This is a genomic window from Alkalispirochaeta americana (assembly GCF_900156105.1).
In the GTDB taxonomy this organism is placed as follows: Bacteria; Spirochaetota; Spirochaetia; order DSM-27196; family Alkalispirochaetaceae; genus Alkalispirochaeta; species Alkalispirochaeta americana.
Window position 1 is genome coordinate 55704 of record NZ_FTMS01000004.1, and the last position, 14624, is coordinate 70327.

Annotated in this window: 13 protein-coding genes; 7 read left to right on the forward strand and 6 right to left on the reverse strand. The window is 61.2% G+C overall.

Annotated features, from left to right (window positions below; translation table 11 throughout):
• Together BW950_RS04050 and pfkB are read right to left on the reverse strand one after the other, a co-directional pair.
• Positions 1 to 1383 (reverse strand): PTS mannitol transporter subunit IIBC, encoded by a 1383-nt coding sequence (locus BW950_RS04050; protein ID WP_076488016.1) that lies wholly within the window; start codon positions 1381 to 1383, stop codon positions 1 to 3.
• A gap of 170 nt (positions 1384 to 1553) precedes the next feature.
• Positions 1554 to 2525 (reverse strand): 1-phosphofructokinase, encoded by a 972-nt coding sequence (gene pfkB, locus BW950_RS04055; RefSeq protein ID WP_076488017.1) that lies wholly within the window; start codon positions 2523 to 2525, stop codon positions 1554 to 1556.
• 322 nt (positions 2526 to 2847) lie between these two features.
• Here pfkB and BW950_RS04060 point away from each other — a divergent pair, with 322 nt between their 5' ends.
• The 7 genes from BW950_RS04060 to BW950_RS04090 all read left to right on the forward strand — a co-directional run bounded on the left by BW950_RS04060 (position 2848) and on the right by BW950_RS04090 (position 10254).
• A complete protein-coding gene (locus tag BW950_RS04060) occupies positions 2848 to 3744 on the forward strand; it encodes an OmpA family protein (protein WP_159438715.1) in 897 nt (298 codons plus the stop codon).
• 52 nt (positions 3745 to 3796) lie between these two features.
• Positions 3797 to 5137 (forward strand): formylglycine-generating enzyme family protein, encoded by a 1341-nt coding sequence (locus BW950_RS04065; protein ID WP_076488019.1) that lies wholly within the window; start codon positions 3797 to 3799, stop codon positions 5135 to 5137.
• Positions 5138 to 5236: 99 nt separating this feature from the next.
• Entirely contained in the window at positions 5237 to 5623 is a 387-nt protein-coding gene (locus BW950_RS04070; protein WP_076488020.1) for a YlbF/YmcA family competence regulator, read from the forward strand.
• A gap of 24 nt (positions 5624 to 5647) precedes the next feature.
• Positions 5648 to 6031 carry a YlbF/YmcA family competence regulator gene (locus BW950_RS04075; protein WP_076488021.1) on the forward strand — a complete coding sequence of 128 codons (384 nt, stop codon included), beginning with the start codon at positions 5648 to 5650 and terminating at the stop codon, positions 6029 to 6031.
• Positions 6032 to 6068: 37 nt separating this feature from the next.
• Positions 6069 to 6908 carry a sulfide/dihydroorotate dehydrogenase-like FAD/NAD-binding protein gene (locus BW950_RS04080; protein WP_076488022.1) on the forward strand — a complete coding sequence of 280 codons (840 nt, stop codon included), beginning with the start codon at positions 6069 to 6071 and terminating at the stop codon, positions 6906 to 6908.
• Positions 6905 to 8407, forward strand: a complete 1503-nt coding sequence (gene gltA / locus BW950_RS04085) for an NADPH-dependent glutamate synthase (RefSeq protein ID WP_076488023.1) — start codon at positions 6905 to 6907, stop codon at positions 8405 to 8407. Before BW950_RS04080 ends, gltA begins: the two co-directional genes overlap by 4 nt.
• 125 nt (positions 8408 to 8532) lie before the next feature.
• A complete protein-coding gene (locus BW950_RS04090; RefSeq protein ID WP_076488024.1) occupies positions 8533 to 10254 on the forward strand; it encodes a sensor histidine kinase in 1722 nt (573 codons plus the stop codon).
• On the opposite strand, the gene BW950_RS04095 is transcribed toward BW950_RS04090, so the two are convergent.
• From BW950_RS04095 to BW950_RS04110, 4 genes are read right to left on the reverse strand one after another with little or no spacing between them, the layout of a single operon-like run.
• On the reverse strand, positions 10224 to 11297 hold the full coding sequence (locus BW950_RS04095; RefSeq protein WP_076488025.1) for an amidohydrolase family protein: 1074 nt from the start codon (positions 11295 to 11297) through the stop codon (positions 10224 to 10226). The genes BW950_RS04090 and BW950_RS04095 overlap by 31 nt on opposite strands.
• On the reverse strand, positions 11294 to 12994 hold the full coding sequence (locus tag BW950_RS04100; protein WP_076488026.1) for a hypothetical protein: 1701 nt from the start codon (positions 12992 to 12994) through the stop codon (positions 11294 to 11296). The genes BW950_RS04095 and BW950_RS04100 overlap by 4 nt, the downstream gene beginning before the upstream one ends.
• On the reverse strand, positions 12991 to 13917 hold the full coding sequence (gene pyrF / locus BW950_RS04105; protein ID WP_076488027.1) for an orotidine-5'-phosphate decarboxylase: 927 nt from the start codon (positions 13915 to 13917) through the stop codon (positions 12991 to 12993). The genes BW950_RS04100 and pyrF overlap by 4 nt, the downstream gene beginning before the upstream one ends.
• A complete protein-coding gene (locus BW950_RS04110; RefSeq protein WP_083943708.1) occupies positions 13914 to 14621 on the reverse strand; it encodes an orotate phosphoribosyltransferase in 708 nt (235 codons plus the stop codon). Before BW950_RS04110 ends, pyrF begins: the two co-directional genes overlap by 4 nt.
• Between the last annotated feature and the right edge of the window lie 3 nt (positions 14622 to 14624).

Sequence of the window (14624 nt, forward strand, 5' to 3'; positions counted from 1 at the left end):
CTACTCCCCGGATTTTCCTGAAAGTTCTTTTACGATATCGTCGTACTCCGGAGCGTTCACAAAATTGGTGATGCTGAAGTGACGTGCGTGGGGTGCGCTTGCACGGGCACGTTCGGTCAGGTTCACGTGGGAGATCACGAGCTGAGCGTCCTGCGGAATGTCATCGACCGAGACATGCTCAACAACCGGTGTGAGACCTGCGGCCTTGAGCTTCTTCTTCAAACGGTTGGCACCCATGGCACTGGAACCCATTCCGGCGTCACAGGCAAAGACGATCTTCTCTACCTTGCCCAGGCCCTTGATCTGCTTCATCTGATCTTGAGCCCTCGCGAGATCGGCCTCACCGTCTACCTGACGACGGGTGAAGCTGCGCACAAAGGGCATTGCCACCGCAAAGCTCACGGCGGTTGAAACGATCACACCTGCAAGAATCGCGATGTGTCCGCCACGAGGAGCAACTGCCATCAGGGCGATGATGCTGCCGGGTGAGGGGGTTGCAACCGCACCTGCTCCCAGCATCCAGAAGGTCGCCACACCGGAGGCGCCACCGGCAATAACGGCCAGAATGAGGGTGGGGTTCATCAGAACATAGGGGAAATAGATCTCATGAATACCGCCAAAGAAGTGGATGATGACCGATCCGGGAGTTGAGTTTTTGACGGCCCCCTTGGAGAATACGAAGTATGCCAGAAGGATACCCAGGCCCGGCCCCGGATTGGTTTCAAGGAGGAAGTAGATCGATTGTCCCAGGTCCTGCACCTGAGCTGCACCAAGAGGTCCAAGGATACCGTGGTTGATTGCGTTGTTCAGGAACAGGATCTTTCCCGGCTCAATGAACAGCGATGCGGCCGGAAGCAGTCCGAGATTCACGATGGCCTCAACGCCGATCTGCAACACCGAGGTCAGAGTGTTAACTGCCGGGTTAATAACCAGCAGCGCCACCACCGCAAGCAGGCTCCCCAGAATGCCAGCCGAGAAATTGTTCACCAGCATCTCAAAACCAACCGGCACGTGGGGTTCAACTGTCTCGTCAAACTTTTTCATGACCCAGCCGCCGAGCGGGCCCATCATCATAGCACCAAGGAACATGGGGATGTCGGCACCGACAATCACGCCCATGGTTGCTATGGCGCCAACTACACCACCGCGAATGTTCCAGACAATCCGGCCACCGGTGAAACCAATTAACAGCGGCAAGAGGTACAGGATCATGGGCCCAACGAGTTCCGACAGTCTTTCGTTGGGAATCCACCCGGTGGGGATAAACATAGCCGTGATGAGTCCCCACGCGATAAATGCGCCGATGTTCGGCATGACCATTCCACTGAGAAAACGTCCGAAACGCTGAATTCGCGCCTGTGCGCCCATTGTCGCTGGTTCCATTGCATAGCCCTCCAGTAATCTTTTGTAGTTCCATGCTCACCCGGAATCGCCCGACCCGCAATAAATAGCACCACGAACTTGGCAGTAGCAGAGAGAAGGTGATTTGGCAGGAGACCTCTGAAGCGGAGAAATCTGTGCAGAAAGGGGGGCGGAAACAGGGACAGAGCGGCCTAAAGCCGCTCTACCCGTAATCCTCTGCGATAACGCTGTACATCATCCGGGCTCTGAATGCCCGTTCCAGGGTGACTCAATGCGGCCGCCGAGAATGCAGCACCGAGGCTGGCCAGGCTCTCAAGTTCAGGAGCGACGGGGGCTGCCACTCCCTCTGCCCCTGACGCAACAGAGGAGGCGATGAAACCGGCCAGAATGCCGGCCACCATTGCATCACCAGCTCCAACGGTGCTGCGGACATCAACCTTTGCAGGGTAAACCCGCACCGCACCATCAGCATCCTGTAGCAACGCTCCTTCCTCCCCCATCGAGATCGCAACCAGCGACACACCCTTCTCTATGAGCCCCCGTGCCTCGGCACGTATATCCGCTATTCCATCAATCGGTCGTCCGGCGTACTCGGCCAGCTCATGGACATTCGGCTTGACAAAGCTTGGTCCGGCATCAACTGCATGGCGAAGGGCCGCCCCGCTGGTGTCGAGTGCCGTACGACAGCCCTGGTCGCGCGCAATTCGCACGATATCGGCGTAGATCGTTTCCGGCACTCCCGGTGGAATGCTTCCGGTGACTACAATCCATTCACAACTCCGAACAATTTCACGTACGACTCCATGAAACTCATCGAGTTCCCTGAGTTCGGGGGTGAGGCCGGGGTAGTTTATGTCTGTTGTTGTTCCGGCGACGGAGTCCACAATCTTGATTCCCCTCCGGGTGCTTCCAGGAATCCGAAGGAAGTGATCCTCGATCCCCTTGGTACTCATGAGAGTGCGAAAGATCGCATCGTTCTCGGTCCCCAAGAAACCGGTGGCGCAAACGGACACTCCATAATCGGCCAGTGCCGCTGCAACGTTCACACCCTTGCCCCCGGCATGGCTCAGGCAGGTGTTAACCCGATTAACCGCATCCGGCCTGAAGCCGGGAATCTCTACCGTTTCATCGATCGCTGGGTTGATGGTGACGGTTGCTATCATGACGTACCTCCTGGGGTGGGACTCACTCGCTAATCTCCGATACCGGCCACTCGACAATAGGCGACCATGCTAGAACCAGACCTGATGCGCTGTCAAGCACCCTCCGACGACAAAAACCGGTTCTTCCGGGTATCGAGAAACCAGGACTGACCTGGTTTTCCCGAGAACCAGGGGATATTCTTCTAGCACGGTTTGTCGAGAAAGATGAGGAGTATTCAATCCAATCGGCCAGGGCGTCCCCTTCGCCTGACCTGGCCGTATCCCAAAAAAGCTTGACATATCGAGTTCCGGGGGGAAGACTGATATGGAAGGGAAGATAAAAATGGTTCGATCTACGTTACTCCTGGTCTTTGCACTGGGAGTGTGCCTTGCCGCCTTTGGCGAGGCCCCCGAATGGACGCGGAGAACACCCTTCTCCGACGATGCCTACTACGGAAAAGGCCGGGGATCCTCCCGGGAAGAGGCCCTGGAATCGGCCCGGCAGGAGATTCTCCGCCAGTTGCGTGGCCAGGTCAGAACGGGAGCCACCGTAATCGGCGCAACAGATCCCCGTCTGCTCGAGACTCTGACCCTGATGTCCTCCTTCTTTGAGGAAAACACCCTCCGGGGAGCCGTGGAAACAGAGATCCTCTCCCTGGGCGAGACCACCTGGGTCCTTCTGGAGTACCCCAAACCCTACGGTCTTCATTTGATCCACGCTGCAGCAGTACGCTACGCCCGGGAAAGCCAATACAACCCGGAGGATCTTCTTCGGACCATTCAGAGCCGGGACGTGGTTGAAGCCCTTCGGTTCCAGTGGCGGCTGAGCGAGCTCAACCTGGAAAATTACGACGGCGACAACATTCAGGTGGTCCAAACCCCCGAAATGATGCATATCACGATCTTCCAGTTTCTGCCCGAGACGGCTCAGCTCTCGCGAGCACACCAGGTAGCGCTCCGGTCCCTGAGCACTACACTCTTTCAGGAGCTCCAGACCTTGTCCTACCGGGCCGTGGATGTTCTGGGTCACGCCAACCCCACGGGAGCACCCGGGGAAGAGGCAGAGCTGCAGGAGCTCTCCCTGCGGCGGGCGCGCATCATGGCCGACAACCTGCGTGCGTCGGGTCTTGAAATTACCACTCTTGCAGGAGCCGGAGGGGATCAGCCCCTGGCCGACGGATCAACCCCCGAGGGGGGAGGGAGAAATCGCCGTGTTGAAATATCGATCCACTTTGAATAAGCACTTCTCACCCGGGGTTGCACTCCGGGCGTGGCCCGGGCCACGATCTTTCGTGACCGCCCTTCTGGCCGGAGCAGTTCTCCTTCTGGGGGCTTGCGCCACCGCTCCGGAAGCCCCGGAAGAGCCCCCTTCAGAAGCACAACTGGCCCGGGTTGCCCATGAGAGCTATCCCTCCTGGGTCGATACTCCGCCCCGGGACGATTCACCGGCCGAAAAATCGTATTTCTTCGGCCTGGGATCCGGCTCCACCCGGGCGGCAGCCGAGGAGCGGGCCAGCCGGGATATCGGTCTGCAGGTGAGCAGAGCAATCCGGGCACATCTCAGCCTTCAGACCCGGGATCCTCACAGATTTTTTCTGGACATCGCCGAACACTTTCAGAGTCCCCACCTCTATACCACTGAAATCCGGGAACACCACCAGGACAGCGCCGGCAACCACTGGGTTCTGGCTGCCGCCCGGACCGACGGCCTTCTCGATGTTGCCGAGGCAGTTCTCCGGAGCTATCGCCGTCCCTTCGGGTTGTCCCATCAGGGCATAAACAGAGCCGTAAGCGGCCTGGAGGAGACGCTGATTCACCGTGACCAGTGGGTTCTTGCGGCGGAGCAACCCTGGATCAGCCCGCTGGGTTTTTCCTTCAGGGAGGTTCCCGCCGGTACCTTTCTCCGGGACGAAACACCTTCCGGGGAGATCCATATCGAGCGATCCTTTCTCATTGGCACTGTTCCCGTAACACAGGATCAATTTTCCCTGATCATGGGGGTAAACCCCAGCCATTTCGCCGATGCACCGGAAGCCGGAGAGCACCCCGTGGATCAGGTGAGCTGGTACGATGCGATCGCCTTTGCCAACAAGCTCAGCCTTGCCGAAGGCCGCAGTCCCCTCTACCACGTAGAGGGAGTAGACTTCGAGACCCTGACCTACCAGGATATTCCTGTCGACCCCCACGAGGCTTGGGATAATCCCACCGTGGACTGGTCCGGCGACGGCTACCGCCTGCCGACAGAAATGGAGTGGATGTGGGCTGCCCTGGGGGCCGATGCCCTGAATCCCCGGGAAGTGAATAGCCAGGGGTATCGCCAGCGCTTCGCCGGTGAGGCGGGAGCGCCGGAAGACGCCGGGGGAATGGCCGATTACGCCTGGTTCAGCAGTACCAGCGGAAGAACAACCCGTCCCGCAGGAACCAAACTGCCCAACCAGCTGGGCCTCTACGATATGAGCGGGAACGTCTGGGAATGGAGCTACGATTTCTGGGAACCTCTCCCCTCGGCCTTCCGAACGCTCCGAGGCGGCGGGTGGATGAGTCTCTCCACAAACCTGGCCGTAACAAACCGGAGCGAGGGGGTTCCCCACTACCGCTATTACGGCTATGGCTTTCGCTTGGTGAAACCCTAGGGGCTTCATTCCCTGAATGGTTCTGTTGGCGGGCGGTGGTGAAACAAAAGCCGATTGTGTTATTCTGGGGGGCACACACTGTACCAGGAGATACGCACCATGACCGCCGACACGAATCTGCCCAATGCGGCCCATTTTTTCGCCCGTGCCCTTACAGAGTCCCCGGAGTACCAGGAGTACCTGGCCGCAGCCGGGGCGTACCAGAACGATCCCGACGCCCAGCACCTGCTGAACCAGCTTCGGGCAGTCCAGCAGGGTAGTTGCGCCAGCGCCGGGAGTTGCAGCTCCTCCAGCTGCGGCGAAGCGCCTCCTTCCCTGGAAGCGGAAACCCTCCAGGAGGAAGTTGACGCCAATCCCACCCTCTCCCGCTTTTTCACATCCCAGGAGCAGCTGGTTGCCCTTGTCCGTTCCGCCAATGCACGCCTGACCGAGCGCCTGGGTTTTGACCTGGCGGATCTTACCAAACAGACCGGCGGCTGCTGCTGACCCTCCACAGAAAGGATACACCCCATGAACCAGACCATGACCCACGAACTGGACCAGGCAACGGAAGCCCTGGCCGAAGCACTGGAGCAAGAGGCCCTCGTCCTGGAATACCAGAAAGCATCCCGGGAGTTCGAGACAAACCAGGACCTTCAGGCTCTGCGCCAGAAGTATACCCGGCTTGCCCAGGACCTCCACAGCAAACAGATCGATGGGACCCTGACGCAGGAGGACATCACCGGAATTCGTTCGCTCCAGTCAGAAATGCAGAACCATCCGGCCATGAAATCCTTTCTTGAGGTTCGGGAAAAGACGGTGGAGCTTCTCTCTGCCACAACCCACACCATAAGCCAGGTGGTGGGCTTTGACTTTTCGGCAACCGCAGCTCCCCCTTCGTCCTGCTGCGGATAACGCTGTCGACACCCTTCAGGCACAGGAGGCACGCAGAATGCACACCCTTATCAAGAAAGAACAGCTTTCGGAGCAGGTCTACCGCTTCGAGCTCCAGGCTCCCCTGATCGCCCAGGGGAGAAAACCGGGCCAGTTTGTTCTGGTTCAAACAGACCTGGAGTTTGGCGAACGAATTCCCCTGACCATCGCCGATGCGAACCCCGAGGCGGGCACAATCACCCTGATCTTCCAGGCTGTGGGCGCCACCACGCAAAAATTGGCAACCCTCCAGGAAGGTCAGGCTATCCCGGCTATTCTGGGACCTTTGGGCCAGCCCTCGCATATCGAACGGGTGGGCCATGTGGTCTGCGTCTGCGGAGGGATCGGTGCCGCCCCCATGTACCCCATCGCCCAGGAGCTGCGGCGTCTGGGGAATCGCCTCACTGTGATTGTCGGAGCCCGTTCTGCAGAGCTCCTTATCCTGGAGGATGAACTCCGGGCCCTGGCGGATGATCTTCTGGTGGTAACCGACGACGGAAGCGCCGGGCGAAAAGCTCTGGTAACAGAACCGCTTGAAGAGTTGTGCCGGGAAAGCACGCCCCCCGTGGATCAGGTCTTTGTGATCGGCCCCCCCATCATGATGAAATTTGCCGCCGAGACAACCCGTCCCTTCGCGATTCCCACCGTGGTGAGCCTGAACACCATCATGGTGGACGGTACCGGCATGTGCGGCGGGTGCCGCGTTACCATCGGGGAGGAGACCCGCTTTGTCTGCGTGGACGGCCCCGAGTTCGACGGCCACCTGGTCGATTTCGATAACATGATGAAACGCCTCCAGAGCTACAAACATCAGGAGGCGAACGCCCGCGATATCTGCCGCCAGGGAGGCACCCCATGAGCCACAAACCCTCTGAAGAACTTCATAACCTGGCCCGCACCCAGTGGGCAGCGCTTCAGGAAACACTCCAGGAACGCTCCCTGAAGCCAAAGGAACGCCTGGCCTTGCCCCAGCAGGAAATGCCCTCCCAGGATCCTCTGGAACGGCGATGCAACATGCACGAGGTTGCCCTGGGATACACCGAAGAGCAGGCCCGGATCGAGGCCGAGCGCTGTCTCCAGTGCCCCACCGCGCCGTGCGTTGCCGGGTGCCCCGTAGCGATCGATATTCCCCGGTTTATCCGCGAGATAACCGAAGGCAACTATCAGAAAGCCCTGGGGGTTATCCAGGAAACAAGCCTTCTCCCCTCGATCTGCGGCCGCGTCTGCCCTCAGGAGGTGCAATGTCAGGCCCCCTGCACCGTAGGAAAGGCCCTGAAGGATACCTTTGCCTCGGTCTCAATCGGCCGTCTGGAGCGATTTGTGGCAGACCGGGCCGCAGGCAGCTCCCCGGCTCCCCAGGTAAAACCCGAGACGGGGCGCCGCGTGGCGATCATCGGCAGCGGTCCCGCCAGCATCACCGCTGCCGCCGATATCCGGCGCGAGGGCCACGCCGTTACCATCTTCGAAGCCTTCCACAAACCGGGGGGGGTTCTGGTCTACGGCATCCCCGAGTTTCGGCTCCCCAAGCGGATCGTTCAGGACGAGCTGGCAACCCTGGAAGCAATGGGCGTCTCGATCGTCCCCAATTTTCTGGTAGGACGCACCCGCACCCTGAAGCAACTTCTGGAAGAGGACAGCTTCGACGCGATCTTTATCGGGAGTGGCGCGGGTCTGCCCAAGTTCATGCACATCGAGGGGGAGAACCTGGTGGGTGTCTTCTCGGCCAACGAGTTTCTCACCCGAAGCAACCTCATGAAAGCCTACAACCGGGATGAGGCGGCTACGCCGATCTTCGAAGCGCCCGTCGTGGCCGTTCTCGGAGGAGGAAACGTCGCCATGGATGCCGCCCGCACGGCGGTACGGCTCGGTGCTCAGGAGGTGCATCTCTTCTACCGTCGAACCCGGGCAGAGATGCCCGCCCGGGCCGAGGAGGTAGACCACGCCGAGGAGGAAGGCGTGATCTTTCACTTTCTCCGGAGCCCCACGCGCATCCTGGGCGACCAGGACGACCGGGTCCAGGCGATCGAAGTCCTGGAGTACGAGCTGGGAGAACCCGACGAATCGGGCCGACGCCGCCCCGTGGCAGTTCCCGGCAGCGAATATACCGTCCCCGTGAACGCCGTGATCGTCTCTATCGGCAATGATTCGAACCCCCTTCTGACAGCCACAACCCCGGAACTGGAAACGAACCGCTGGGGAAACATCGTCGCCGACGAAAGCGGACAGACCAGTATGGACCGGGTCTTTGCCGGGGGTGATATCGTCCTGGGAGCAGCCACGGTTATTCTGGCCATGGGTCAGGGACGAGCCGCAGCGCAATCTATCAACACCATGCTCTGCGAAAACCACCAGACCTGACGCCCGGGGCACAGCCGAAGCGCTGCCCCTTCTGCCGAGCCCACCTGCCGGCCAACCTCCAATCTGCGCCGTGTGTTTGACCTTTTTCCAAAAGAGGCCTACACTCGGCGCAGGAAACCTTTGGCATGGAACCATTCAACAATCCTGCCTTTTTTTATCAACTCTTCCAGGGAATATCCGAGGCCGCCGCAGTTCTGGACGGCCAGGACAGGATCATAACGGTAAATCGCCGTTTCGAAAGCTTCTACGGATACCACCGCGACGCGATAACAGGACGCTACATAAACGATCTCATCGTCCCCGATGCGCAGGCCCGGGAAGCTGAAGCCTATTCCCGAATCGTCCTCTCCGGAACCCCCCTCTCGGTGAACGCCATCCGGCGTCACGCCGACGGCACCCCCCTGGAAGTTTCCATCTCGGCCCAACCCATCTTCCTGGAAGGGAAACAGGAGGCGCTCTTTGTCATGTACCGGGATATCACCGATCAGGTGATCCTCCTGGACAGCATAGATATCCACATCTGGTATCTTGCCCGTCCCGATACCTACGGGGCCGTCAACGATGCCCACGCACGCTTTCTGGGACGTTCCAAAGGGGAGATCCAGCACCAGCCCATCGAACAGCCCCTCTTTCGTGAAGGAAACCGGGAAGTCTTCTCTTCGGGCACGGAAACCACGGAAGAACGCTGGGCCGAGAGAGCCGATGGCGCCCGGCGGCTCCTGAAAATAACCAAGAAACCCCGGTTTGACCGGGAGGGACGCATAAAATACGTGGTGTGCACCGCCCGGGACACCACCGAGGAACGGGACCAGGAAAACTCCCTGCGGCTTCTCTCGTCCATGGTAGAGCGAAGCGCCGACCCCATGGTCCGAACCGATGTGAACCACCGTATCACCTACATGAACCCCGCTGCAGAAACTCACTTTGGCTGGACCACCCGGGAGGTAGCGGGAAAGAGCCCGGCCATCTTCAATGCCGAAGAACAGGCCGAGGCGATCCAGCAGGAAATTCTCGAGACGATCAAGTCGGGGCAGACCTACCAGGGGCGGCTGCGAAACCGCCGCAAGGACGGCAGCACCTTCATGGCCCACATCAAGATCTCTCCCATCACCGATCGCCAGGGGGAGATCATCGGCTTCGTGGATATACAACGCGATATCTCGGCCGATCAGGAAGAGCTGGAGACCAGGGACCTCCTGCTCAAGGAGGTACAACACCGGGTCAAGAATAATCTGGCCACCGTGGTGAGCCTTCTTTCGCTCCAGGCAACACAGCAGGACGATTCCTCCGTCACCGGTGCCCTGGAAGACGCACGCCGCCGGATCGAGGCGGTTCTCACAGTCTACGAATCGCTCCACCAAAACCCGTCGACAGAGACGGTGCACCTTCCTTCCTATCTGGAACAGATTATCCAGAAGCTGAAGGAGTCTTTTGCTTCACCCCTGTCTTTCTGCTTCCGCTGGGACGAACAGGACGTGATCGTAGACAGCAGCACCGCTATCGCCCTGGGAATGATCGTGAACGAACTTCTGACAAACGCTGTGAAACACGCCTTTCCCCGGCAAAACCAGAACAACCACACCGGCGCCGTGGAGGTCTCCCTGGAAACACCCCCGCCCGGCACCAGGCATCTCCTGCGGGTAAGCAATAACGGAGACCCTCTGCCGGATCACCTGGAGCCAGGCGGCCCCGGTTGCGGCCTGGGCCTTACCCTGGTCCATAGCCTTGCGCAGAAAGTCCGGGGGGTTCTCTCGATCCACCGGGAGGAAGAGACCTCTTTCTCCGTGGCCTTTCCGGCCCAACCTCCCGGAACCTCTCAGGCCCCCCTTCGCCAGGGGCGATCGTAGGGGTCCAGAGGGTATTCCCGGGCAAGCTCCCGGTACTCATCCTCTCCAAAACAACCCTCCCGGGCCAGAGGGTTCGGGCGGAGCACATCCCGGGGCAGATCAAAGACCTCCCGGACCATGCCGCCCGTGATCGCCTCGAACCGCTCCGGTGACACCAGACCCCGCAGGAGCTCCTCGGCAACACGGCGAAACCCGGGAATCCCCGGAAGGCCCGCTGCTCCCCCGGCCTTGTCACGGGCCGTGTGAGGCGCATGGTCGCTTTCGAGCCAGGCCAGATCCCCCCGCACCAGAGACTGCACCAGCTCGCTCCGGGCCTTCTCGCTGCGCAGGGGAGGGTTCACAATCTGCCGGTCCTCCCGGGTAAGCATCAGATGGTGCGGTGTGGCTGCCCCGGTGAGACGGAAGGGCAGCCCCCGTCCTTCGGACGCGATAATCCGGGCCGTTTCAGGAAGGGTCACGTGAGCAATATGAAGCGTTCCCCGAAAACCAGCTGCCTCGGCCAGGGCGATCTGGGTCTGCACCGAGGCGATCTCGGCTATGCCAGGCCGCGCGTCGGACCAGGTTTCAGGCTGATCCCGGCTGAACCGCTCTGGTTCAAGCAGATCTTCCCGTTCGGCATGAACCACCACTACCCCCCGATATCCTCCACGGGCCAGAGTTTTCCAGACCAGCCACTGCTCGGCCACGGTGATTACCCCCATCCGGCCCGTGCTGTGGCCCGCAAAGAGTTTCAGCCCCACCATCCGGGGAAAAAGCTCATCCCGGGCCGCTGCAATATGCCGCACCTGGTCGGGGTCCGCCGTGATTCCACCGTAGATCCCGTGAAAGAGCCCCCCGCCCTCGGCGCTATCCAGCGATTCCAGGGCCCGATCGGCGTCGGCGATACGCCTCTGCACGGTCTCCCGGGTGGTCATGGCCGGGTTGGTGTTGGGCATCTCGAAGACTGCCGACAGGCCTGCCCGCCAGGCTACACGAAATCCGTGAACCAGGGTCTCTTTCTGCGACTGCTCCCAGTCGCGAAGATGCACATGGGGGTCGATCACGGCGATGCTCCTTCCCGATATTCCCCGTATTGCCCGCATTCCCCGTATTCCCAGTATTGCCGGGCCGTTACAAAGGTACCGTACATACAGGTGAGCGCTCCCCCGCACTGACACGCCCCGCAGAGACCTACCCCGCAAAGCATGGTCTGCTCCAGCGACAGCCAGACCCTGTCGGGCGATATCCCTGCCCCCTCTGCCTCCCGGGCGGCCGCTTCCATAAAGGGCTCGGGTCCCACCACGTAGCAGGATAGCCCCTCCGCTCCACCCAGGGAGGACACCTCCCGCCCCACGTCCCGGAGCACCCTGGCCTGCTCTCCCTCGTCCCGGACGATCCGCAGATCATCCTTGCCGGAAAGAATGGCCTGGAAGGTCTCGGACAAAGGTTTCTGCGTATCATCCCGGCGAAGCCCCACGAGGATTCGCAGAGGAACCTTCCGATCTGCCAGCTCCCGTGCCAGAGCAGGCAGCACAGCCGTGCCGCTGCCGGCACCTATCAGAAGCGCCGCCCGGGGAGTCTCCCGGGGAAGTCCCTCGCCGTAGGGACCGCGAAGATATACCGTATCTCCCGCCTCAACCTGCCCCAAAGCCCTCGAAAAAGGCCCCCGGCGATGCACCAGAAACCGCAACGGATCGGCATCGGCCGGCGAGAACGGCTTCTCTCCCACCCCGGGAAGCCACAGAAAACAGACCTGCCCGGCCCGATACGACAGGGACCCTTCCAGGGTTATCTCGCAGAGAGCATCGTCCAGATCCTTCCGGTGAGCCACCGTGAAGGGAGTAAAGGCCATCCCCGCTGCTTCTTTTCCGGGGGGAAGCTCCGCCCCCGGGACCCCTGCAAGGGACCGGAAAAGCTCCGGCCAGTCCCGCTGGTGATACCGGGCCAGAACACTGCCAACTCCCACGGCAGTGGCCCCCAGGGACATCAGGGCACAGACGTCCTCATGAGTTTCCACCCCGCCCATACCGATAAGCGGGACCTCCGGCCCCAGGGCGCGACGGATCTCGGCCACGCACTCCCGGGCACGCTCGCGAATCCAGCGGCCACTCTTTCCTCCCCGTCCTCCCAGAGGGTTCGAGAGGATCGACGCCCCCGAGTGGGGCTCGCGGTAGGCCTGGGGGTCTGCCGTATTAATCGCCACAATTCCCCGGGCGCCCCCCTCCACCGCCGCCCGGGCGATCCTGCCCGGATCGGGCGCATCGGGGGTCAGCTTGGCGTAGACGGGCACCGAACCCGCCTCGGCGCAGACCGCCGCCGTATATTCCCGCACCAGGGCCGGGTCGCTCCCGATAGCTGCACCGTAGCTCCCGCGTGCGTGGGGACAGGAGAAGTTCAGCTCCAGCATGTCTGCAAAAGGTGCCAACTCACGGGCCAGCAGGGCAAACTCTTCGGCAGAACCTCCCGCCAGGGATATATTGAGGCGACACCTGGCAGGCCAGCTTTTCCGGCGCGGTGCCAACTCCTGCAGTTCCCTCACCGTCTCGGCCAGCCCGGGGTTTCGGAGCCCCACGGCGTTGCCGAAGGATCCCGGCTCGGGCTCGGTCAGGATCGGCTCCCGGTTGCCCGGGTTGGGTTCCACCTGGATACTCTTGGTCGTGAGGATCGACACGACGGTGTTCCGGGCAAACCAGTCGAGCATGGCGGGGTTCGTTGAGGCCACGCCGCTCACCGTGGCCAGAGGCACTTCCCGGGGACTCACTGCAGGGCCTCGCCGTCCCGGAGCGCCAGGGCCTGGTGCATCGATCGATACGCTTCAGCCAGGGCATCCCGCCGTTCCCTTCGGCCCCGGGGCGCCTCGGCAGGAACCCAGGGAAAGAGTATTCCCCGCGATGCGTTCACCCGAACCAGCTCCAGAGGGTAACCGACAGAGCGAAGCACCTCCAGGGTCGCCTCGGCGGAGCCGCCCTGTTTTCCCACACCGGGAATCAGGAGTGGCACCGGAGCTGATGCCAGGTACGCCACAATCTCGCCCAACTCCTCCAGAGCCGTGGCACCAACAACAATCCCCACACCAGGGAAGGTCCTGCTCCATTCCTGAACAACCCGGACCACCTCGCGGAACAGCGGGGTTTCTCCCCGGGAAGTTACAACCGGAAGGTTCTGGAACCGCGCCGCTCCGGGGTTGCTTGTCCGGGCCAGGGCGTAGACTCCCCGGCCCTCCATGAAAAAGGGGGTCACCGAATCGTCGCCCATCCAGGGCGAGACCGTCACCGCCTGGGCACCCCAGACCTGAAAGGCCTCACTGGCGTAGTTTTCGCTGGATCGGGCAATATCGCCGCGCTTGCTGTCCAGAATCACCGGAATTCCCCGTTGCCGCTCCTGAAGAAGATCAAGAATCTTTGCCAGCGTGCGCGACCCCTGGTATTCCCCCTGACGGGGACGATCCAGGGCATGAAAATATCCCAAATTCGGCTTGTACGCTCCCGGCAGAAGCCCCGAGTGATCCACCACATCGAGGAAATCCTGTAGATGCTCCAGGATCACCTCTTCCGGCGATGGCCCTCCCAGCTGAGGTTCCTCCCGGCCGTAGCCAAGCCAGTCCATAACAGGGTCTATCCCCACACACAGAAGAGATCCAGCCCGCACCGCCGATTCCCGGAGGGTATCACGATAATTGTTCATCGCCCTTCTCCCCACCCGAAAGGATCCTGTCGCCACCGGCGAATCGTCTCCATATCCTCCTGGCTCAAACCGCCCTGTTCAGCCGCAACGCCCAGAAGACACTCCAGATCAAAGATCGTCCAGAGCGGACAGGGCGTGGCGAGGCGCGAGAAAGCCCGGGGAGCCTCATCGAAACCGTAGGAAAAAATGGCTCCGCACCCCACAAGATCAGCCCCCGCCTCCAGGAGCGCCTCGGCCGCCGCCACAGCGCTCCCACCGGTGGAGATCAGATCTTCCACCAGAAGAATGCGGCGACCAGCCAGCGGCTTGGCAAGAAGCCCCTCTTCCCTGCTGAGACCCTCGATCTTTCGGGCCAGACCATGACCTTTCACGCTGGAACGAACGTAGTAAAAATCGGTACCCAAGGCCTCGGCCAGAACCGCCGCAGGAGCAATTCCGGCGCTGGCCGTCCCGGCCACACCCTGAATATCACCGGCCTCACCCAGTCCGGAATGCCCGAGAAAACCAGCCCGCACCAGGGCCCGGCCCCGGGGGTACCGCATGAGCAACCGGTTGTCGTTGTAAATCGGCATGCGATACCCCGACGCCCAGGTGAAGGGATCCTCCGGGGAGAGCCGCACTGCCCCGATTTCCAGGGCAAAGGCAGCAGCCTCGCGCCCCACCGTTTCAGCATTTTGCTCCGGTTCACTGTGATCACATCTCATTCT

Coding starts and splice junctions, on each gene's coding strand:
- BW950_RS04050 (WP_076488016.1), bottom strand. CDS start 1,383: ATGGAACCAGCGACAATGGGCGCACAGGCGCGAATTCAGCGTTTCGGA.
- pfkB (WP_076488017.1), bottom strand. CDS start 2,525: ATGATAGCAACCGTCACCATCAACCCAGCGATCGATGAAACGGTAGAG.
- BW950_RS04060 (WP_159438715.1), top strand. CDS start 2,848: ATGGTTCGATCTACGTTACTCCTGGTCTTTGCACTGGGAGTGTGCCTT.
- BW950_RS04070 (WP_076488020.1), top strand. CDS start 5,237: ATGACCGCCGACACGAATCTGCCCAATGCGGCCCATTTTTTCGCCCGT.
- BW950_RS04075 (WP_076488021.1), top strand. CDS start 5,648: ATGAACCAGACCATGACCCACGAACTGGACCAGGCAACGGAAGCCCTG.
- BW950_RS04080 (WP_076488022.1), top strand. CDS start 6,069: ATGCACACCCTTATCAAGAAAGAACAGCTTTCGGAGCAGGTCTACCGC.
- gltA (WP_076488023.1), top strand. CDS start 6,905: ATGAGCCACAAACCCTCTGAAGAACTTCATAACCTGGCCCGCACCCAG.
- BW950_RS04090 (WP_076488024.1), top strand. CDS start 8,533: ATGGAACCATTCAACAATCCTGCCTTTTTTTATCAACTCTTCCAGGGA.
- pyrF (WP_076488027.1), bottom strand. CDS start 13,917: ATGAACAATTATCGTGATACCCTCCGGGAATCGGCGGTGCGGGCTGGA.
- BW950_RS04110 (WP_083943708.1), bottom strand. CDS start 14,621: ATGAGATGTGATCACAGTGAACCGGAGCAAAATGCTGAAACGGTGGGG.